The sequence below is a fragment of the Chroococcidiopsis sp. CCNUC1 genome (genome assembly GCF_023546805.1).
Classification (GTDB): Bacteria; Cyanobacteriota; Cyanobacteriia; order Cyanobacteriales; family Chroococcidiopsidaceae; genus Chroococcidiopsis; species Chroococcidiopsis thermalis.
Genome location: NZ_CP097480.1, coordinates 467188 through 488444 on the forward strand (window position 1 = coordinate 467188; position 21257 = coordinate 488444).

Below are 21257 nucleotides of genomic sequence, written 5' to 3' on the forward strand. Positions count from 1 at the left end.
TTATTCCTCGCAGGTTTGCAGCTAAAAAATTTCTTTGCTATGTTGAAGAATTTACAACAAGGTGACGCAAAAAATTAAGTAGCTAGAAACAAAAATCTATCATTCTAACTCAAAGAAAGTTTGTTCTTCTCGATACAATTTCTTTAAATTTGAACGGAAAGTGACTTATTCTCAACGATCGCCAAGCTCAATTGAAGACGATCGCTTCATTTCTTTGCCATCAAAAGCCAAATAACATAATGTTAGTTAATTAATAGTAATAAATCTTAAATAAAAAGTAGGGTGAGCATTGCCCACCCTACTAGGAAAATCTGCTAAGTCAAATTAGTTAACTTCAGCTTTTTGGCGGAAGCACCAAACTAACAACGTACCACCAACTGAAAGTTTCACAGCTTCTAGCAGCCAGTAACCAGCGTGCAATTGATTCATCACAGAAGGAATTTCCTGAACGGACTCAAATACATTCAGCGGCATTCCTACAGCACACATATTGGGAGTGAGAAAATAAGTATTAATCAGGGCGATCGCTAGCAACAGCGAAGATAAAATTGCGGCTTTCCAAGCCAAATTAGCATGATATAATTGCGATTTGCCGAGTGCTAAAACCCCTGTCAATACTAAGGCAGCAGAAAGTAATTCAATCCGATTAAAATTCCAAAACATGAAATAGCCTGCTGATGTAAATCCAGGTTGAGTCATCATCCCAGATACATATAAACTAGGCATAATTACCCAGTCTAAAAGCAAGCTACCACCAAGCCAAAGCCCCAAAGTCAAGATGACAACAGTATGCCAAATGGGTCGCTTCAATTGAGTGGTTGATGCAACAGTCATATCAAATCCCCTAATTGAATGATTTATCGGTGTAGAGACGTTACATGTAACGTCTCTACAAAGTTATCAGTGACTAGCAACCAGCTACCAATTACCAATTACCAATTGCCGATTACCTTTAGCTTAACTAATTGATAGGTACTCAAATATAAATTATGTTTGAATTCTAAGTTGAGAATTAATAAGAAGAAATTGTTTTTCATTTTTAAAATAAGAAATATTACAATAAAGTTGATAGTTGGTAATGGGTGATGGGTAATGGGTAACGAGTAATTGGTTGTTCACCCTCAGCTCTCTTCTCTCGACTTCTGTACGAGCGGGTTTTGAACGTGGATTTATTGCCATAACTCGTAAATCTGTTGCTAAACCCGCCCCTACGACTCCCCGATCTACAGGTAGATAATATGGTGAGACAAATTATCAGATTGTTGGGAACCGCGATCGCGGTAGGTTTGGGTTTAGGTGGAGTAATTCCCTCAACCGTACAAGCCGTGCAGCTAGGAGACGGTTCAGTTGCTTTCGTACAACCGCCAGATCTACTGGAAGCAACAACCACTTTTGATAGCGTCAGCGTCTGGGGCGCAACTTACTACTTCACGATCGCCATTCCCAAAGCAGCAAGCGAACCCTTACAACGGGTAACGATTCATCAAAAGGAAGGCGCAGACAATATTCGCTATAGGCTCGATGATACCCGCGCATTTGTTGGCACGCGCCGCGATCGCGGTGACAAAATTAAATTAGGCGAAGTCACCCACGATCGAGAAACGCGAACGGTGACAGTCAATTTCGATCCGCCAATTCCCCCAGGTAGAGCCATTACAATCGGGCTCAGACCAAGAGCGAATCCCACAACTTCTGGAGTTTATCTATTTGGTGTCACCGCTTTTCCGCCAGGGGAAAAAGTCCGCAGTCAATTCATGGGCTTCGGTCGGTTACATTTCTACAACAACGGTGGGAGTAGAGACATTTTTTGAATCAGTTATCAGTTATCAGCGAAGAGTGGTAGTTGGTAATTGGTAATTGGTAGTTGTTTTCTCTCTCAGCTCAAGAGTAACTCCCTCCATTTTGACTTCTGACTTTTGACTTTTGACTTTTCTAATGCCGATGATGGTAGCGGCTGAAGTTGGGACCGTAAGTTGCTAGTAAGTTTTGTGGAGATAGGGCAATTTCGGGCGTACCCGTGCAAATTAGGCTTTGGTTGAGACAGAGAACGCGATCGCAGTGATGGTTGACCATATCTAAATCGTGAGAGATCTGCAATACCGTCCAATTTTCCTGTTGTTTGAGTTCGTTTAATAAGTTGTAAAAATCGGCTGCACCTTGCGCGTCTACACCTGCAAAAGCTTCATCCAAGATTAATAACTGCCGTGGCATTACTAAACAATACGCTAGCAGCACCCGTTTTAATTCACCTCCACTGAGGCTACCAATTGCCTGTCGGCGCAGATGGTAGCCGTTAACTCGTTTTAATGCTCGGTCGATCGCCTCTTTTTTTCTCTCCGGTCGAGGATGCATTGAATTTATTATAGGGACGCATAGCTGTGCGCCCCTACCCTGTTGTCTCTCCACGTATCCCAACCCAACTAATTCGCTGACAGAAATCGGAAAACTGCGATCGAAGATAAAATTTTGCGGCATGTAGCCGATCTGATGGCACAATCTCCCCAAGCGTCCTATGGGGCGATCGAAAATTTCAATTTTGCCCGCAGCATAGGGAATTATTCCCAATAATGCTTGTACGAGGGTGCTTTTCCCCGCGCCGTTGGGACCGACAATCGCTGTATCCGTCCCTGAAATCAGTTCAAAGGAAACATCGCGGACGGCGAGATAGTTTCCTTGGTAAACTGTTAAGTCTTCTACCTTCAGAATCGGGTATTTGTTACTAGTTATTTCTGAATGATTCACAATTAGTTACTGACAACCCGCTTCCAACGATTTGAGGTTGGCTTTCATTGCCGTGAAATAATATTGGGGATTCGTCTCTCCTGTCTCCAGAGGATCGAGAGGTCTGAAAGTCAGGTTTAAATCTTGCGAAAGATTTTTTAGCAACCTGTTATCTGTCCCTGGTTCGCCAAACACCGCTTTGACGTTGTATTTTTTCACTGCCGCGATCGCCCTTTGAATATCCTGGGGCGATAATTGGTCTTCGGGAATTTCTACTACTGCTACTTGTTTGAGTTTGTAACGTTGTGCCAAATAAGGATAGGCATCGTGGAAGGTGACAAACGTGCAGTTAGGATATTTTTGTAACCTTTGCCTAAACTCGCGATCGAGTGCCTGCAACTGTTGGATGTAGTTGGCGGCGTTAGTGGTGTAAGTCGCTTTATTTTGCGGATCGGCAGCAATTAAGCCATCTCGAATGTTATTGACTTGTTTTTGCGCCAAGACGGGATCGAGCCAGACATGGGGATTACCCTCAGCGTGTTCGTGTCCGTGTCCGTGTTCTTCTTCTGAAGTGGTTTCTTCCACTGGGGAGATTTCTGTTACAGGTTTTATTCCTTGACTTGCTTCGACTTGTTTCAACTTGGAGTTACCCGCATTTTTTACCGTATCTTCCAGAAATTCCTCCAAGCCCAAACCGTTTTTGACTAAAACATCAGCCGTGGCGATCGCCTGCACGTTAGCTGGTGTTGCTTGATATTCGTGGACTTCCGTACCAGGCGGGACTAAAATTTCTACTTGCGCCTCCTCTCCCGCTACTGCTTTGGTAAACCAGTACATCGGTAAAAATGTCGTCACTACCTTTGACCGATCCGACGGCGAAGCAACTGTCTCAACTTGAGGCGCAGGTGGCGGCGAACTTGCTTGGTTATTGCAGCCTGTAACAATTGATGACAGTAGGAGTGACATCAAGGGTAGGCTGAGTTGCCATCCACCCCGATATCTCAAGTAGCAGCGGCTCACAATTTTTCTCCTGGCATTGGCTAAAGGGTTGAGTTTGAACCAGAAGTCTATTTTACAACTACAATGAGAATCAATATCACCTTCTTATGTACCGATCTCAGTAGCGAGTCGCTGTTGAGTATAAATTGTGATTCACCAGCAATTACGAACAGTGTTAGCATCCCCCCTAAGATAGAAAATTCAAATAAAAAATTGTTGAAAAAATGCAGCCAAAGTAGCTGGTTTTCTGTCAAACTATTGAGAAAAAGTTGCAGACTTTCGTTTTCAGCCGTTGTCATGACTGCAATGAGAGAGCAACATCTTGGTGTGAGGAAAGTAAATCATGAATAAAAGCTTGTGGCGATCGCTTTTGGCTAGTCCGGTAGTTTTTGCAACTATATTAGCTTGCAGTCCGTGGTTCCCTGCCGCAGCGAATCCAAAGACTAGCAATACTATGGCGCAGGTGACTTCAGTTTCCCAGTTATCAGACGTGCAACCAACTGACTGGGCTTTTCAGGCATTGCAATCTTTGGTTGAGCGTTACGGTTGTATCGCAGGTTATCCTGATGGTACGTATCGCGGTAATCGAGCCTTAACGAGATACGAGTTCGCGGCGGGATTAAATGCTTGTTTGGATCGAGTCAACGAGTTGATTGCTACGGCAACAACAGACTTAGTGACCAAAGAAGACTTGGCTACCCTACAAAAGTTACAAGAAGAGTTTGGCACAGAACTTGCTACCTTGCGCGGTCGAGTTGATAGCTTAGAAGCAGCAACCGCTGAATTAGAAGCAAATCAGTTTTCTACCACCACCAAACTAAGTGGAATTGTTGTTGCCGCAGTCTCGGATGTTTTCGGCGGCGACAATGCTGAAACTGGTGAGGAAGTAGAAGACAATACTATCTTTACAGACAGAGCCAGACTAGAATTCAGTACTAGTTTTACCGGAAAAGATTTACTGTACACGCTCATCTCGGCGGGCAACTTTAGGGGATACGCTGGGATTACAGGCACGGCAGAAGGAGATTTAGCTTTCACCCGCGCCCAAGATGAAGAAGAACCGGATAACGATGTTGGTCTAGAAACTCTAGAATACACTTTCCCCCTTGGTGAGAGTACAGAAGTTACCCTAGCTGCGGCTGGTGCGGCGTTCTATGATTTTACTGATACAGTAACGCTATTCGATGGAGATGGTGATTCAGGGGCATTGTCTCTGTATGGCACGCGCAATCCCATCTACAACTTAGGTGATGGTGCAGGCTTGGGCATTAAACATCAATTAGGCGATCTCTTCGAGATCAGTTTAGGATACTTGGCAGCCGAAGGAAACGATCCAGCTGATAGTAGTGGCTTATTTAACGGTCCCTATGCGGCGATCGGACAAGTCTTATTTAAGCCGAGCGATCGCTTAAAGTTAGGTTTGACTTACGTTCATTCCTACCGTGCTGACGATACAGGTACGGGTAGCAGAAATGCCACTTTTAATCAATTCGATGCCGATTACTTTGCTAGCAGACAAATCATCGGACAAGGCGACGACGCACCAGATGTGCCGACTTCTAGCAATGCCTACGGCGTACAGCTATCTTGGCAATTAAGCGATGGCATTGTCGTTGGTGGTTGGGCTGGCTACACGAGAACGACTTTGCTTTCTACAGTGAATGGCGCATTCGATCGCGGCGGTTTAGAAATTTGGAACTACGCCGTTACTTTAGGTTTTCCAGATTTCGGCAAAGAGGGCAGTCTCCTGGGTTTTGTCTTTGGTATGGAACCAAAAGTGGAAGATTCTACTGTTGCTGAAGTTGCGGAGGACGAAGATACTTCCTTCCATATTGAAGGATTCTATCAATATCAACTCACGGATAACATTGCCATTACTCCAGGCGTAATTTGGATTACTGCACCTGGATTTAATAACGACAACGATGATGCCATCATCGGCGCGCTGCGGACGACATTTAGTTTTTAGGTAAGGTAGGGGCGGGTTCACCAATAATCTCTGTAAACGCACGAAGAACTAAATAAACCTGCCCTGAAAAGATTGACGGTAGTAGGGGGCGCACAGCTGTGCGCCCCTACAAATGTGTTGCAAACGTTCGATCGCAAAATGTAGAGACGTTACATGTCATTCCTCTACATTTTTATTTAATCTAGCCAACGCACAGCATCTTTCGCGTGATATGTCAAGATCATATCCGACCCCGCCCGTTTAAAACTTGTCAGAGTCTCCATAACGACCCGCTGTTCGTCGATCCAGCCATTGAGGGCAGCGGCTTTCACCATCGAATACTCGCCAGAGACATTGTAGGCGGCTACAGGTAAATTGGTCGCTTCCTTCACCCGCCAGATAATGTCCATGTATGCCAAAGCAGGCTTCACCATCAGCATGTCTGCCCCTTCAGCAATATCGAGTTCGACTTCTTTAATCGCTTCGCGGGCGTTTCCTGGGTCCATTTGATACGTGCGGCGATCGCCAAATTGGGGTGTAGAATCGGCAGCATCGCGGAAGGGTCCGTAATAAGCTGAAGCGTACTTCGCCGCATAAGATAAAATCGGCGTATCTTGGAATCCTGCTGCATCTAAACCTTCGCGGATCGCTTGCACGAATCCGTCCATCATTCCCGAAGGTGCGATAATATCAGCTCCAGCTTTAGCTTGAGAGACTGCTGTTTTCTTGAGTAATTCCAAGGTAGGATCGTTCAAAACCTGTCCCATCAGATCGCCTGTTTGCAAATAGCCACAGTGACCGTGACTGGTATACTCGCACAAGCAGGTGTCGGCAATCACAATTAAATCTGGTACTGCTTCTTTGACAGCAGTTGCAGCTTTCTGGACGATCCCGCAATCGTGCCAAGCTCCAGTTGCATCGGTATCTTTATCTTCAGGAATGCCAAATAGAATAATCGACGGGATACCCAGATCGTAAACTTCTTTGGCTTCCTCCACAATTTTGTCTACAGATAACTGGTAGACTCCTGGCATCGATTTGACTTCTTTGGCAAATGCTTCACCAGGAACGGCAAATAGAGGATAAATTAAATCGTTTTTAGATAAAACCGTTTCCCGCACCATCCGGCGCAGTTGGGGATGAGTTCTTAAGCGGCGAGGGCGATGAATTGGAAACATGACGTTGTATTATGACAGCTTGAGAAGATGTAGCGCTCAGATCTTGAAGTATATTACGCCGCGATCGCCCTACTGACAGAATGAGTAACTGTTGTTAAAAATATTAAGGATATTAAACGAACTCTATGCGATCGCAGGTTGTTTCAATCTATTAGAAGCGATCGCGCTACTCATTTTTTGCACCACATCTCGACAGCGCCAATAACTAGCATGAGCATCGCCACCATTAATTAACAAAGATACAGGAGTTTGGCGAAAAGGCAGCATCAGCAAATCGGTAAGATCGGTATCTCTGGTAATGACATCTTCAATTTCAACTAAACCGCTACCTACCACCTCCTGCATCACCTCTTTCAGCGTCCAAGCAAACGGATCGCTGGGGTGAATGAAATTGTACCAAGGTAAAGGCTGCTGTCTGCGCTCTCGATACAAGGTTTGCAGTAGCTCTTGTAAATTCTTGGCAATATCGTAAGTATCACCGAGTCCCGTCGTCGCATCAGGTACGAGATCGATCAGATTGAATAAAGCAATGGGAGAACCCAGCGTGTGAATGCTAGCAAGGCGGATACCCCGTTCGCGTTCCGGTGCTACACCAAAAATTCGCTGGCGGATCGTGCGGACGCGATCGCCACCTGGTACATTAGGAAGATCCCAACGTCCTGCAAACAGAATATCGAATAAAATTACCGTCCCCCAACTATGACCCACTATATGCAAGCGATCGTCTAGCTGGGGTTGTGAAGGTAAATTCGCTTCTATTTGCCGTGCCAATTCCTCAACAACTTTAGCACCAACATGACGGTTGATATATAATGTTGCATCCCCAATAAACTGCATCAGTTGTGTGGAGCGGAAATTGCGAAACCACAGACGCTTCCACTGGCTAGAGGCGCGGAACTTATCCAGACGTTTTTGTTGTTCGTCAAATAGAGTGTCACCCCAGTAAAGCGGAATATATTTAGGATTGAGCGTCGGTGCATGGGACGCGATCGCCCGATCGAGCAATTTAATCAAATCGTTGGCATAGCTTGGCTGTGCCTGCTGTTCGCGAGTGTTAACGCCATGAATGAACAGAATATAGTCAGTAGCCATTGACGCACCTATGACTTAAAGCTCTCTGACTATTGCTTCAGGTGCTATGCGGCAAATTTAGGAAAAGAAAGATTTTTGGCAATTCATCTTTGTCAGAAATTTATAACAACCGCACGATAAAAGGGTAGCGGAAAGACTCGTCAGGATGACTCAAGACTTTGACGATCGCCAGAATAGTTAATCCCCAATGAATTAAAAATCCCAGTCCAGCTAAAGGAAATAATAAACCAAAGCTGATCGTCACCAGCACGCCAATAACTAATGCCCAAAACCAGACATTTAAGTGAAAATTAATCGCTTCTTTGGCGTTTTCCTTGACGATTGGATCGTCGGAGACAAATAAAACCGCGATGGGGATACCAACAGATACCAGAGTGGTACTGAAAAAGATTGCTCCGTGGCTAATCGCCGATAGCAGTTTCCGCTTGTCAGGGTCGTACATACAAACACATTCCTCAGTTGCAGATTGTTATCCTAAATAAAGGTAAATTAGATTCTGCTAGACTCTGGTTTTTACTTCCTGTTACATCCTACAGCTAAGCTTCAATGATCTCCAACGACCTACAAGCAGATTTACAAACAGAGGTGGAGCGGCGACGCAATTTCGCCATCATCTCCCACCCAGACGCAGGTAAAACTACACTAACAGAAAAGTTATTGCTGTACGGGGGAGCAATTCACGAAGCAGGAGCCGTCAAAGCGCGACGAGCGCAGCGCAAGGCAACTTCTGACTGGATGGCAATGGAGCAGCAGCGGGGAATTTCTATCACCTCAACAGTCTTGCAGTTTGAATATCACAACGCTCAGATCAACTTGCTAGATACGCCAGGACACCAAGACTTTAGCGAAGACACCTATCGTACCCTGGCAGCAGCAGATAATGCGGTGATGTTGATCGACGCTGCGAAAGGTTTGGAACCGCAGACGCGCAAATTATTTGAAGTCTGTAAACTGCGATCGCTACCCATTTTTACATTTGTGAATAAACTCGACCGTCCTGGGAGAGAACCACTATCGCTGTTGGATGAAATTGAGAAAGAATTAGGGTTGCAGACTTATGCGGTCAACTATCCTATTGGTATGGGCGATCGCTTTAAGGGTGTATACGACCGTCGCACGCAGCAGATCCACTTATTTGAACGGACGGCTCACGGTAGCAAAGCGGCGGCGGATACGATCGTTAATTTGGGCGATCCGCGCATCGAGCAGTTGTTGGAACAAGACCTTTACTACCAACTGAAAGAGGATATAGAACTTTTAGAAGAAGCGGGATCGGAACTAGATTTAGATCTCGTCCACCAAGGCAAAATGACTCCGGTATTCTTTGGTAGCGCCATGACAAATTTTGGCGTGGAGTTGTTTTTAAATGCCTTCTTGGACTACGCCCTCAAACCCTATGCCCGTGTTAGCAGTATGGGTGAAATCGCTCCTTCCTATCCAGAATTTTCGGGTTTCGTGTTCAAACTTCAGGCAAATATGGACCCGAAACACCGCGATCGCGTGGCGTTTATTCGCGTCTGTACGGGTAAATTTGAAAAAGATATGACGGTAAACCATGCCCGCACTGGTAAAACGATCCGTTTGTCAAGACCCCAAAAATTATTTGCTCAAGACCGCGAATCGATTGATGTAGCCTATCCCGGTGATGTGATTGGTTTAAATAATCCAGGCATGTTTGCGATCGGCGACACGATTTATACAGGACAAAAGCTAGAGTACGAAGGTATTCCTTCTTTCTCTCCCGAACTGTATGCCGTGATGAGAAACCCCAACCCTTCTAAATTTAAGCAATTTCAAAAAGGCGTGTCCGAGTTGCGAGAAGAAGGCGCAGTCCAGATTATGTATTCAGTGGATGAATCCAAGCGCGACCCAATTTTAGCAGCAGTAGGACAATTACAATTTGAAGTGGTACAGTTCCGCTTGCAAAACGAATATGGAGTTGAGACGCTACTAGACTTATTGCCTTACACTGTCACTCGTTGGGTAGTTGATGGTTGGGAAGCTTTAGAAAAAGTAGGGCGGATCTTTAACACCATGACGGTGAAAGATTCCCTCAATCGTCCCGTGTTGTTATTTCGTAACGAGTGGAATTGCCAGCAACTCGAAGCAGACCACCCAGATTTGAAATTAAGTAAAATTGCGCCCTTAACTTCTGTGAGTGCAAGCGATCGCAACGGAGAATTGTAGAGACTTTACATGTAACGTCTCGACTGCATAGCGATCGCACCTGCTCCGTATAGAAAGATTGTTATCCAATTCAATCTTTCTAACAGGAGTTTATTTATGAAAGCGATCGCAACTTCCCAAACCGCAGTTCAACCAACCCAACAACAATTCAATCCTACTCAACAAAAAGGTAAATTAGTCGCTCAATGGTTTCCCATTGATGGCAAATTAGTTTGTAAATGGTGCAAAATTTAACAATTACAACTTTCTGCTTAATTCCGAATTCCGAATTCCGAATTCCGAATTCTTACGTCCATGCTCGAAAGAAGGTATTATCCTCCCAAATAGCAGCAGTGCGTTGCTCGATCGCCGCTAATTCCTGTTTAGATAAAGGTTGAAAAGCTTGAGCCACACGAACATTATTTTCTAATTGAGCGATCGTTTCTGCTGCCACAACACAACAATGCACTCCTGGTTGAGACATAGCATATCCTAATGCTTGATTCATCCCATCTAACCCACCAGGTTTGAATAAGCGACCGTAAGCCGGAACTTTCATGGCAATTACACCAACATTTTTCTCCCTTGCAACTGGTAGAACCACAGGAAGAAAGGGACGTGGATGGTGTTTATCTGCTGCGTTGACGGGAATTAGAGTCGCGTCAAATGAATAGCGGCGCAAACCTTCAGCAATAATATTAGGATCGTGGTGCCCGGTAATTCCCGCAAAGCGAATGAGTTTTTGGGCTTTTGCTTCTTCGACAGCTTGAATTGCTCCATTTTTGCCGAAAATAGTCTCTAAATCTTCAGTAAAAGAGACATGATGCATTTGCCATAAATCTAATCGATCTGTATTGAGACGTTTGAGCGATCGCTCCAATTCACGCCATGCACCATCTCGATCTCTAGCATCTGTTTTACTAGCAAGAAATATATTTTTTCGGTGAGATGGCAAGACTTTACCAAAATAATCTTCACTCGGACCGTAATTTGCCGCAGTATCAAAATAACGAATACCTAATGCGATCGCTTTTTCAATTATTGCGACTGCATCCCCTTCTTTTCCCTGCCAAGATAGAGGCGTTTGTCCTGCTCCGCCTAAGCCGAAAATTGGAACTTTAATCTCTGTGCGTCCCAGTACCCTTTCTGGCATCTTTCCCGTCGATTTAGCCGCTGTATTTTGTGCCGTAGACTGAGCGCTATCAGTTTGATTTTGTTGTAGCGCCGTGCTACCAATAATTCCACCTGCTACAGCCGCACCAGTAAGCAAAAAATTGCGCCGAGTGGTCTTATCTGTCATTATTAGCTCCTTAAATTTTCAGCAAGACACTGAGGGCAACGAATATCTCTTCGTATGGTAGCAAAGTAAAACTTCTAAAAATGGCACAATCAAAATAGATAAAATTTGACTGGAATGCCACCTTCTCCGATTTATACCCAGCAACCCTGGACAGAAACCTACAGCGAAATTATTGATGTTCGTTCCCCGAGCGAATATGCAGAAGATCGCATCCCTGGTGCTATTAATCTTCCAGTACTAGATGATACCGAACGTGCTGAAGTGGGGACGATTTATAAACAAATCAATCCTTTCAAGGCGCGTAAAATTGGTGCAGCACTAGTAGCTAAAAATATTTCTCAGCATCTCCAACAGCATTTTGCAGATAAAGGCAAAGATTACCGTCCGTTAGTCTATTGCTGGCGCGGCGGACAACGTTCTAATAGTATGGCTGCGGTACTAGCACAAATTGGTTGGCGAGTTACCGTCTTGGAAGGTGGGTATAAAACTTATCGCGCCTACGTGCGGCAACAGTTAGAGCAACTCCCAACTCAATTTACCTATAAAGTTTTATGCGGTTTTACAGGTAGCGGTAAAACGCTGATTTTACGTAGGTTACAACAGCGCGGCATCCAGGTTTTAGATTTAGAGGCGATCGCCAACCATCGCGGTTCTTTACTCGGTGAAGAATGGCAACTACAACCGACTCCTCAACCCTCACAGAAGTACTTTGAATCATTGCTCTTACAGCAATTACATAAATTCAATCGCGATCGAGTTGTATGGATAGAATCAGAAAGTAACAAAATTGGAAAAATTTATTTACCTCTACCTCTATGGCAAAAAATGAAGCAATCTCAGTGTATAGAAATTCAGCTACCTATAGATAGTAGAGTTGCATTTCTTTTAAGAGAATACCCATATTTAGAAACTCACTCTGAGTTCTTAAAAACTAAACTAGCAAAATTAAAGTCTAGATATGGAAAACAAAAATTAAACTATTGGTTTCAGTTGATCGATGCTGGAAAAAGAGAAGATATCGTTAAAGAATTACTCCTTTTTCACTACGATCCAACCTATTCTTGCTCTATACAAAGAGACTATGCCAATGTAGAAAAGTCTTTGTTTATGTCAGATGTATCCGATATCAATATTGAGCATGTTCTAAATAAGTTGCTCTCACTGTCTGAAGACTAATCTTTTTACTCCATTTCATAGCAATTCTCGATTGCGTGCGTGACATTTGTAGGGGCGCTTTCTCTGTGCGCCCCTACAGATCTGTGGTTTACTCAAGACTAGTGCCTTCAGCACTGATAAAAAAACCCCTCACCGGAGTGAGAGGCTCAACCATAACCTAAGCTATTTAAATCGCCACAGCGATCGCACCTGCTAAAGCAGCAAAGAATGCCGAAACTGTTGCCGTACCAAACAACCACCAAGCAGCTGAAGCCGCCGCCTTGCGCGTCTCTTCCGCTTGCTTTTCTGCCTGTTCTTTTACTTGCTCCAATCGCTTCTGTGCTTCGTGCTGAATGCGTTCTGCTCTTTGCAGCACGTTGTTACGCGCCGACTCAATTCGATCGATAATTCGATTCGCATCCGCCTCCGAAATATCCTCGCGAGAACTCAAAATCGCTACATAAGTATCTCGATTAAACGAAGATAGCCGTCCGCGCAAAGCATCAAACCCAGCTTGCGGGTCGTCAAATAACTTGCGCATATCCCTCTGAATGCTGTCGTAATTCAACTCTGGGCGATCGAGCGAATTGAGATAGCTGCGAATGCGCTCGAATACGCTGTCGATCGCATCTTGAATCCGCCGTTGAATGGCTCGTACCTGATCGACAAAATTATCGCGTACAGCTAATACCTGATCGACAGTTCTAGCTGCTTCCGCATCGGACATATCACCCCGCATCTTCAACAAGTCAATTAACGTCTCGCGATCGAAGTGAGACAAGCGATCGCTCAAACTCTCAATTCCTACTTTCGGATCGCGTAACAACAAAGACAAATCCCGCTTAATGCCTTCTGGATTGAGTTCGTCTTTACCTGTATGACGTAAATACTCTTCCAAATAAGTTTGGAAACTCTGAACTCTTTGTTGCGTGCGAGTTGCCAGACGACGGGGCGCTTTGATAATATCCCGAATCGAAGTTTGCATTTGATCGACAATTTGGTTGACTTGCTCCTCGCTCAAATCGCGCCGCTGGCTCAATAACTTCACCAGGGTTTCTCGATCTACGTGAGACAAGCGCCTTCTGAGGGCTGCCGATCCCTCTTTCGGATTGGCAAACAAGCGCTGAAAGTCGCGCTGAATTCCTTCTGGATTCAACTCTTCTCTACCAGTGTTGCGCAGGTAATCGGCGATCGCATTCGTCACCGAGTCGTATTGTTCCTTCGCTTTACCCACCAAAACTTGCGGTGCAACCCGCACGTTGTGCCAAGACCCCTCAACTTGGTTAATAACTTGGTTGATCTGTTCTTCGCTCAAGTCTTGGCGCTGATTTAACAGTTGTACCAGGGTTTCGCGATCGAAGCGAGACAACCGCGCCCTTAGTGCTGCCATCCCCGCTTGCGGATCTTCTAGTAAAGTCTTCAGTTCAGCCTCAATTGCGTAGGGATTCAATTCATCTCTGCCAGTGTTGCGCAGGTAAGATTCCAAGTTCAACCACAGGGTTTCAGCTTGATATTTTGCCTGGTCTGCCAGTCCTTTAGACTCAACTAAGACTTTTTCGCGCTGTGCCTCCAACCGATCTAAAATTGGCTCTATCTCTTCTGGGGTAATATCGTTACGTTGCAATAGGACTTGTCGCAACGAGTCCCGATCCCACCTAGCTAGACGCAAACCAAGAGTTTCGTAATCGACATCCGAGTCTTCTAATAACGGTTTGAAGTTACGCTCAATTCCTTCTGGAGTTAAGTCTGCTTTACTCGTTGTCAGTAGATAACTCTCTACACGGTGCTGGAGTTCTTGGACGGCTTCCCTTTCTTCAATACCTCTCACTGTGGTCAAGACATCTTGACGAATCAGTTCCAAGCGATCGGCTATAGTTTGAATTTGAGCTTGGGTCAGCATTCCCTTTTGTTGCAACAATCGGGCAAAATCGTTGCGAGAAAGTTGCTCGATCTGTTGCCGGACTGCTCGTGGATCGGCTGCTGGATCGTAGAGAACGTCGCGGAATTCCCGATCCATCCTGTCTTGACTTAATTGCCAAGTATAAGTGTTGAGCAGGTAGTTTTCTACATCCGCCCTAATGGTCGTGTAGGGAACTTCAGCAGATTTCATTCCTGTTTGAGTGGCAACCTTGTCTACTCCCTCGGTGACTTTATCTCTAGCCGTGAGGAGCGATCGCAAGATCTTCTCCACATCTAAATCTGATAGATCGGCACGTCCCATCACCATTCCCATCAGGGTGTTGATTCCCGTTTGCAGCGTTTGCTGTACTGGACCTGCGGTGGCTTTGTCGGCTTGGTCTGCTTGTCTTTGGTCGGCTTGCTTAGACGATCGCATTTCTTCTGTGAGTCGATCGATCTTGGCGTTCAACTCGTCCGTCCTAGTTTGTCCCGGCTGCACGGACTTGAGGTATTCGATCAACTCATCCATGCGATCGCGTTTGGGTTGTTGGTTCGCCACCACCTCCCGCCAGACGCTTTCTAACTGATCGGCAATTTTATTGACTTCACGTTTTGATAAATCGGTACGGCTGCTGACGAGATCGATAAACTTTTGGCGATCGATATTCCGCAAGTCATCGGTTCCGGCAAGATCTGCCAGTTGCGGATCGCGTAAAATTGTCTCAAATTCTCTTCTAATCTTTGTCGTGTCCATCTCTGGCGGACGCAGCATGTCTATATAATCTTCCAGGTTCTCGCGAATTGTCGTCGGGTCGATCGCGCTACCTAGTTCTCGCCGCACCGCCGCAGCTGCCGCTTCTGCTGTCTGTACGACTTGCTGATTGACAGCTTTTGCTCCCATAGCAGCGGTAGCCGTTCCCATAATTGCTTGAAAACCCGAGGTTGCCGTATTCACGACAGAACCAACCAAGGAACCGACTGTGGTGGAACTAACCCACACCAGCAGTAAAAAGTAAGCTCCCCAAATCACTAGACCGAGAACTGCTCCCAGTCCTACATCTACGCTCAGCAGGCTTAAACTAACGGCAAGAAAGCTAGCGATGAATAGAGCAATGCTGACAGTTATTAACGTCCAAATACCTACTGCCGTACCAATTTTACGGATCGTTCCCCCCACACTCCCAGATTCGCTGCTACCTGAATCTGAGTCTGATTGCCGTCCTAAATAGGAAATCCCAGCAGCCACAGAGAGGTTTGTTAATACAAGTTGTACGGCAAAGGCAAGAATCACTCCTGATATTAAAGCAACAAAAAATCTCGGACCCGAAAATACAAACGCTGCCTCTGCTGGTGTCGTCACACCCCCATCTGGTGGAGTTAACTGTGCCAGCCAGGAGAAAGGTTTATATAGTCCCAGTAAAATTTCTGGATTCTGAAACATGGTTTTTCCTTCTTTTGTGCTGTGCTGAGCGTCTAAATACAATGTGAGGAGGAAATATAGGAGCTAAAAATACTATTTAACCCCGTAGCTTAAAAATGCTGCATTTAACAGCGTCAAACATCCACCCCAAGTCTGAAAGCTCTGCCTGTAGTGGGATGAATTCAGATTTACTTCTGAGGCGAGTAAATGTATTCAGTAGCGTTTATGTACGTCAAGATACTAATTACAAGTTGTTAACAATACCAAGCGATCGCTTCATCGCGATTTACACCGTCTATTGATAGAATTCCTCCTGAAAAATTCACTTTATATTAGTCCTAGAGAAGTGCTGCTAGTTTGTACCTCTAGACAGAAAGCAAGAATTAAATTCCCCTTTAAATTAAAGATATGTGAAGCGGCTTTATTAGGAGCAAAAAATGGAAACTCGTGAAACTCGTCCAGCTACAGATGTACCACCAGTTGCTAAAGCGTACAATGGCGTAGACAGAAACGCATTCATCTTTGGGTTGAATCCTCAAGCCGAGCTATGGAACGGACGTTTGGCAATGATTGGATTTCTCGCCTATTTGATTTGGGACTTAGCAGGCTTTAGCGTTCTGCGCGACGTACTACATCTCATCGGTTACTAGATTTCTCAAACCTCCCTTTTTCAGGGGGGTTTCGCTCTACAAACCTTGCCTTTTTTCAAAGATTCAATCTAACAGTCTCTCTTGAAACGTATTTAGGAGAGACTGTTATGCTTTTTACAAAACTTGTTTTACAACACTTTCGGTAAGCGAAACCAGAACTGCGCTCCCCCTTGAGAATTGGTTTTATAGCCGATACTGCCACCCCATTGCTCTACTGTAATTCTACAGAAATATAGCCCTAAGCCAATTCTTCCCGGTCTATTTTTGCCTTGGGAAAACTTTTGAAATAAAGTTGTAGCGATTTCTGGTTCTATGCCAGAACCCATATCGTCAACTGCGATCGTCATGAAATCTCCCTCTTCTGCGATCCCAATTGTCACCGCAGAGTTTGGTGGACTGTGCCTGTAGGCGTTTTCTACCAAGTTCGTTATCGTTCGCTCCAGACGTGACTTTTCTCCTACAACTTTCCATTCTCTGGTTTTATCAACATCGATTTGTAGCCGTAAATCGATCTGATTGAGAAAGAAAACTGGTGATAAAGCATTCACAACTTCTAAAACGCAAGCTAGCGCATCTGGTGCTTGTTGTGGATCGTCTCCCACCCCTTCCAAAATCTCAATTTCAGCTGCAAAAGCATCTAAAATTTCTCGAATTAATGTCTCTTGTTTTTGACACTGCTTTTTACCAATATTTAAGTATTCTTGCGCTTTAGAATTAAGGTTTTGGAGTGAGAGTAGCTCGAAACAATACTTGATTCCCGTTAACTGTCCGGCTAGATCGTGAACGATACAATGAATTAATACTTCTTTTTTTTGAATTTCTTTTAACAAATTGTAGTAATTTAAACTGTTTTCTCTAGCTTTTTGGAGTAAAAACTGATGCTCTTTATAATTAGAAGCAATTAATAATATTTTTTTCTCATTTAGACAAACTGCTGAAGCCTCTAAATAAAATTCTTGTCCTGATAAGTCCGTTTCCGTCCACAGTCCAGATTTAATTCTTCCCGATTGATGTTTCTGCCAAAAGGCTTCTGCGTCGATCAAAAAATTATCGAGTACGGGAAATTTATGTCCCGGCATCAACTGTTGTTGTAAGTCAGTGTCTCCATAAAATTGTACGAACCAGATAGGTGCAGTACCGATGAGCTTGAATGAATCATACTCCAATCGTTCTAGAACAACGACATTTAGTGCCGCAAATAGCTCATCTATGATGCTTTCCTCGCTCATGCTACTAAAAACGTAAAGATAGGGATTGGTTCGCTAGCAATGTCTTTAGATATAGTATGACTTCTCCTGAAGCGAGTTTGCATCTCACCGATGCGATCGTATGTGTTGCGATCGATCGCGATCGCGTTAGGAGTTGCTTGAAATCCTAGCTGTTCTACAATTGCCATGCGATCGCCAACAGCAATCAAAGTTTTTTGATTCTGACTACCAGTAATACCCACAATCAGGGAACCAGAAACAATACTGATGCCGACACTAAATGCAATGCATTTATCGACTTGCCGCACCTGACTCATCTCTCGTACTATTTCTACAACTCGGATCGCTGCTTCAATCGCACGCACCGCAGGCGAACCAGTCACTGGAAGTATGCCAAACAAACTTGTCACAGCATCCCCAAAACCTTTACTTACTATCCCACCTCGATCTAGTAACGGCTGCACGATCGTGGAAATATATGAGTTGAGAGTGGCGATCGCTTCTGCTGGTGGGTAATCTTCAATCGAGGAGTTGAGGCTGCAAATCTTAGCTAATAAAACAGTCACATCTCGGCGATCGCCTTTCTCTAATACCGCTACTAATTCCTCAGATAAGTTGGCTGCAACGCGATCGTGTAGGCTTTGTTCTAACAAGCGAGAGTGATGTTGGCGAATTAAACTCAAATCGTTGCCTTGTTGCTGAAGGATGCTGTATTGATGTTCGTATCGACTTGCATCCAGTAATAGTATCCAGTCACCTTCATCTGTAGAGAAAATGTGAACCTCGGCAGCAACCCCCGACTCCATTTTTATGCAAGGTAAGATAATTGGCAAGTTCCGAAAGGGTAGCAATCCCGCTAAAAATAAGATCTTTTTTTCAACAATTTCTCCTCGTTCGAGATGATGCAATCCATACAATGATAATTGACCTCCCCAGCTCACTAAACAGCCATCCTGCACTAAAAAGTAAGCCGGACAACGACTTTCAAAAATTGACTCTTGAAAGTACTTGGCTATGGATCTAGGGAGGTGAGACATCCATTGCCTCCAGCATTTGTTGTGTGAGTTTGGCGAAGGCTTCTTCTACACCTGTAGCCGTTTTAGCACTAGTCTCGATCGCCGTCCAGTTTTTCTGTATAAGACTATCCACTACTGAATCCTCTATTTCCCAATCACCTGTTAAATCTGATTTATTCAATACCAATATAAAAGGAACTTTACCAATAGTTTCTTCTACCCTTTGTTGTAAAGATAAGGCTTTATCTAAAGTATAACGACGGGTTCCATCCACGACTAAAAAATAACCAGATGCACCTCTTAAATAAGACATTTGCAATTTCTGAAACTCGTCTTCGCCGTGGATATCCCACAAAATTAGATTGACCTCTCTATCGCCAATTTTAACTAGTTTCTTATCAATTTTCACTCCTACGGTAGAATGGTATACTTCTGAGTAAATACTTTTAACGAATTGCGCTACTAAACTCGTTTTTCCCGTAGCAAACGCACCGACCATACATATTTTTTTTTGAATCATATCTCAAACAGCAAATTTTTTCTAGGGTGCATCCGTTAAAAATACCTTAAAAGAAACGCGACGATTCATTTCTCGATTGTTTTGGCTAGCTTTTTGTTGCCAAGGTTCTTGCGCTCCCACGCCAATTGTCGTTAAATCAGAAGCTCTGATTCCTTGCGAAACCAAGGTTGATAAAATTTGCTTTGCTCTAGCTTGACTGAGAGACATATTATGCTCGGTCGAACCATCGCTATCTGCGTGTCCTTTAATTTCAATGCGTACATCCTTATTCACAATTGGAGCTATCTTTGTGAGTTTTTGAATAGCTGCAACGACCTTTTCTAATTTCTGTTGCTGATTTGGTAAAAGCTGCGGGCGATCGTTAACAAATAAGAGAATTTCTCGTTCTAATTCAGTTTTAGTTTTGAGCAATTCTTGAAGTTCAGTTTCAGTCAGATGCTCTGTCTGTAACTGCGTCACTCCAGGGAGATTAGGCGCAACTTTTTTTGCTTGCGCAATCCACTGTCGCGGTGCAATACCAGTCATATAAAGAACGCCATTGCGATCGACTTTCAAACTCGTGGTTTTTGGTGGCTGTAATAATTTTTCCGCTCTTTTCGTAACAAATTGCGGCTCTAGAGAGATGTAAGGTTGCCAACGACTGACAACATTTTTAGGATCGATCTCTGCATCTGAGATTAATTGAATGGGGTCAGCAGCCAACGGATCGCGCAATCCCGATATATAGTATTTGCCAAAATGACTATCAGCACTGACGACAACTATTCCTGCTTGCAAGTTTAATGTATTTAAATATGCCTGCCACTTTTGTCGGGCTTGAAAAGACATAAAACTCCACCATCCCAGCGTACACAAGAGTCCGCCGATCAATAATAATAAAAGCGGTGAAGGTTTATCTGAAGTTGTTTGATACTGGGATTGAAGGCAATTTTCTAAATAAGATTTACTGGCTTCAAATGGAGTATCGTCGCCGCGAAAATTCAAAAGTGGCTGGTAAAATTTCTTATGAATTGTTTCTAGGGTGGCTTGAAAGTTTTCTCTTAATTCTTTGGGTGCATTACCGCGAATTATGCCTGCTAAAATTGCTTGGGGACCTTGCTCGATCCAAATCGTCAATTCGCCAAATTCTAGTGCGTCTAACCGATCTTGTTGCTTAACCTTAAACGAATCTTGCACGAAATCTTGAATTGCTTTTAACATAGCTGCAACCAGATCTGCATCTTGTGTAGCAGTCGGATCTACTGCCAAGCTATGTAACAACAGTCCAGTCTGACGATGAATCAAAAAAACTTCTTCTACCCGATAAACTAGCGTTCGCAGCAAGACAACTTCGGCAAAAGACTTACCAGTTTGCATTGCTTCTAAGCGCCAGCGAAAACTCCTTGGGGTTAAGCTATGATCGAGTGCTTGATTAAAGGTGGCAACAAAAGTTTTCAGTGCTGCCATTGCAGCTTTGCGGCTAGCAGGTCCGATGATGGGAAACAAAGCATCGGACAGCGTATTCAAGTCTCTTCTAACAGAGGTTTGAATTGCTTGTTCTACAGTTGGGACGGCGGCTTGAGTCAGTTGGTCGTCCTGTAATGACCTGAGAATAATCGCCTCTGGCAAAACCCGACTCACATCTTCGACTCGGAGTTGCGATTTATCGAGTTTTGCTTGGAGTTCGGGACCGAAAAGTAAATCCCGTAATTCGGCGATCGCTTCCTCTTCGGTAGTAAAATTCTTTTGGGGCGGTGGTTGCGATCGCGCTGTTGGTGTCTGTGGCTGTTGCTCCAATACTATCTGACGCAGTTGAGCTAAGACTTCTACTTCAGCAGCAGTGAGATGGGTGTCTTGCGATCGATCCAACAGACTCTCTAGCTCAGTCAGTGCCTCAGCTTCAGAGCTTGAAGTTCTGTCAGTAGATTGGCGACGAGAAGAGTCAGTCATTTGCCGAGCGTTTCCTAATATCCCCCATACTCACATTGAATTGTATAGCCACCTGT

18 protein-coding genes are annotated in these 21257 nt (G+C 44.3%); 6 read left to right on the forward strand and 12 right to left on the reverse strand.

Going from position 1 to position 21257, the window contains the following annotated elements; translation table 11 throughout:
* Window positions 1-324: 324 nt before the first annotated feature.
* Window positions 325-834, reverse strand: a complete 510-nt coding sequence (locus M5J74_RS02225; RefSeq protein WP_015152502.1) for a hypothetical protein — start codon at window positions 832-834, stop codon at window positions 325-327.
* 404 nt (window positions 835-1238) lie between these two features.
* Between M5J74_RS02225 and M5J74_RS02230 the strand changes: the two genes are divergently transcribed.
* The gene (locus M5J74_RS02230) at window positions 1239-1811 is read left to right on the forward strand and encodes a DUF2808 domain-containing protein (RefSeq protein WP_015152503.1); all 573 of its coding nucleotides are present in this window, start codon (window positions 1239-1241) and stop codon (window positions 1809-1811) included.
* Between the two features lie 121 nt (window positions 1812-1932).
* On the opposite strand, the gene M5J74_RS02235 is transcribed toward M5J74_RS02230, so the two are convergent.
* Entirely contained in the window at window positions 1933-2742 is an 810-nt protein-coding gene (locus tag M5J74_RS02235; RefSeq protein WP_250015195.1) for a metal ABC transporter ATP-binding protein, read from the reverse strand.
* A 6-nt stretch (window positions 2743-2748) separates the two neighbouring features.
* Window positions 2749-3741 (reverse strand): metal ABC transporter substrate-binding protein, encoded by a 993-nt coding sequence (locus tag M5J74_RS02240; protein ID WP_106169412.1) that lies wholly within the window; start codon window positions 3739-3741, stop codon window positions 2749-2751.
* A gap of 322 nt (window positions 3742-4063) precedes the next feature.
* On the opposite strand from M5J74_RS02240, the gene M5J74_RS02245 reads away from it, so the two are divergent.
* Window positions 4064-5689 (forward strand): iron uptake porin, encoded by a 1626-nt coding sequence (locus tag M5J74_RS02245; protein WP_250015197.1) that lies wholly within the window; start codon window positions 4064-4066, stop codon window positions 5687-5689.
* A 176-nt stretch (window positions 5690-5865) separates the two neighbouring features.
* Here the strand turns inward: M5J74_RS02245 and hemB are convergent, their stop codons facing one another.
* The 3 genes from hemB to M5J74_RS02260 all read right to left on the reverse strand — a co-directional run bounded on the left by hemB (window position 5866) and on the right by M5J74_RS02260 (window position 8380).
* A complete protein-coding gene (gene hemB, locus M5J74_RS02250; RefSeq protein WP_015152508.1) occupies window positions 5866-6846 on the reverse strand; it encodes a porphobilinogen synthase in 981 nt (326 codons plus the stop codon).
* A gap of 123 nt (window positions 6847-6969) precedes the next feature.
* Window positions 6970-7938, reverse strand: coding sequence for a hypothetical protein (locus M5J74_RS02255; RefSeq protein WP_015152509.1), 969 nt, complete (start codon window positions 7936-7938; stop codon window positions 6970-6972).
* A 100-nt stretch (window positions 7939-8038) separates the two neighbouring features.
* Window positions 8039-8380, reverse strand: coding sequence for a DUF4870 domain-containing protein (locus tag M5J74_RS02260; protein ID WP_015152510.1), 342 nt, complete (start codon window positions 8378-8380; stop codon window positions 8039-8041).
* A gap of 104 nt (window positions 8381-8484) precedes the next feature.
* Between M5J74_RS02260 and prfC the strand changes: the two genes are divergently transcribed.
* Together prfC and M5J74_RS02270 are read left to right on the forward strand one after the other, a co-directional pair.
* On the forward strand, window positions 8485-10125 hold the full coding sequence (gene prfC, locus M5J74_RS02265; protein WP_015152511.1) for a peptide chain release factor 3: 1641 nt from the start codon (window positions 8485-8487) through the stop codon (window positions 10123-10125).
* 96 nt (window positions 10126-10221) lie between these two features.
* Complete coding sequence (locus M5J74_RS02270; protein ID WP_181245386.1) at window positions 10222-10359, forward strand: hypothetical protein; 138 nt, start codon at window positions 10222-10224, stop codon at window positions 10357-10359.
* Window positions 10360-10411: 52 nt separating this feature from the next.
* Here M5J74_RS02270 and M5J74_RS02275 read toward each other — a convergent pair whose 3' ends face one another.
* Window positions 10412-11404: an aldo/keto reductase gene (locus tag M5J74_RS02275; protein ID WP_106217228.1), complete on the reverse strand. Its 993-nt coding sequence runs from the start codon at window positions 11402-11404 to the stop codon at window positions 10412-10414.
* Window positions 11405-11518: 114 nt separating this feature from the next.
* Between M5J74_RS02275 and mnmH the strand changes: the two genes are divergently transcribed.
* Window positions 11519-12580: a tRNA 2-selenouridine(34) synthase MnmH gene (gene mnmH / locus M5J74_RS02280; RefSeq protein WP_106217227.1), complete on the forward strand. Its 1062-nt coding sequence runs from the start codon at window positions 11519-11521 to the stop codon at window positions 12578-12580.
* Between the two features lie 166 nt (window positions 12581-12746).
* Here the strand turns inward: mnmH and M5J74_RS02285 are convergent, their stop codons facing one another.
* Entirely contained in the window at window positions 12747-15899 is a 3153-nt protein-coding gene (locus M5J74_RS02285; protein ID WP_106167889.1) for a hypothetical protein, read from the reverse strand.
* 416 nt (window positions 15900-16315) lie between these two features.
* On the opposite strand from M5J74_RS02285, the gene M5J74_RS02290 reads away from it, so the two are divergent.
* A complete protein-coding gene (locus M5J74_RS02290) occupies window positions 16316-16528 on the forward strand; it encodes a chlorophyll a/b-binding protein (RefSeq protein ID WP_015152516.1) in 213 nt (70 codons plus the stop codon).
* Window positions 16529-16656: 128 nt separating this feature from the next.
* Here M5J74_RS02290 and M5J74_RS02295 read toward each other — a convergent pair whose 3' ends face one another.
* Genes M5J74_RS02295 through M5J74_RS02310 form a run of 4 tightly spaced genes read right to left on the reverse strand, consistent with a single transcriptional unit; the run spans window position 16657 to window position 21201 of the window.
* Complete coding sequence (locus M5J74_RS02295; protein WP_250015199.1) at window positions 16657-17757, reverse strand: sensor histidine kinase KdpD; 1101 nt, start codon at window positions 17755-17757, stop codon at window positions 16657-16659.
* Window positions 17754-18773, reverse strand: coding sequence for an adenylate/guanylate cyclase domain-containing protein (locus tag M5J74_RS02300; protein ID WP_015152518.1), 1020 nt, complete (start codon window positions 18771-18773; stop codon window positions 17754-17756). Before M5J74_RS02300 ends, M5J74_RS02295 begins: the two co-directional genes overlap by 4 nt.
* The gene (locus tag M5J74_RS02305) at window positions 18757-19272 is read right to left on the reverse strand and encodes a Rab family GTPase (RefSeq protein ID WP_015152519.1); all 516 of its coding nucleotides are present in this window, start codon (window positions 19270-19272) and stop codon (window positions 18757-18759) included. Before M5J74_RS02305 ends, M5J74_RS02300 begins: the two co-directional genes overlap by 17 nt.
* Window positions 19273-19293: 21 nt before the next feature.
* On the reverse strand, window positions 19294-21201 hold the full coding sequence (locus M5J74_RS02310) for an OmpA family protein (RefSeq protein ID WP_106217226.1): 1908 nt from the start codon (window positions 21199-21201) through the stop codon (window positions 19294-19296).
* Window positions 21202-21257 lie beyond the last annotated feature (56 nt).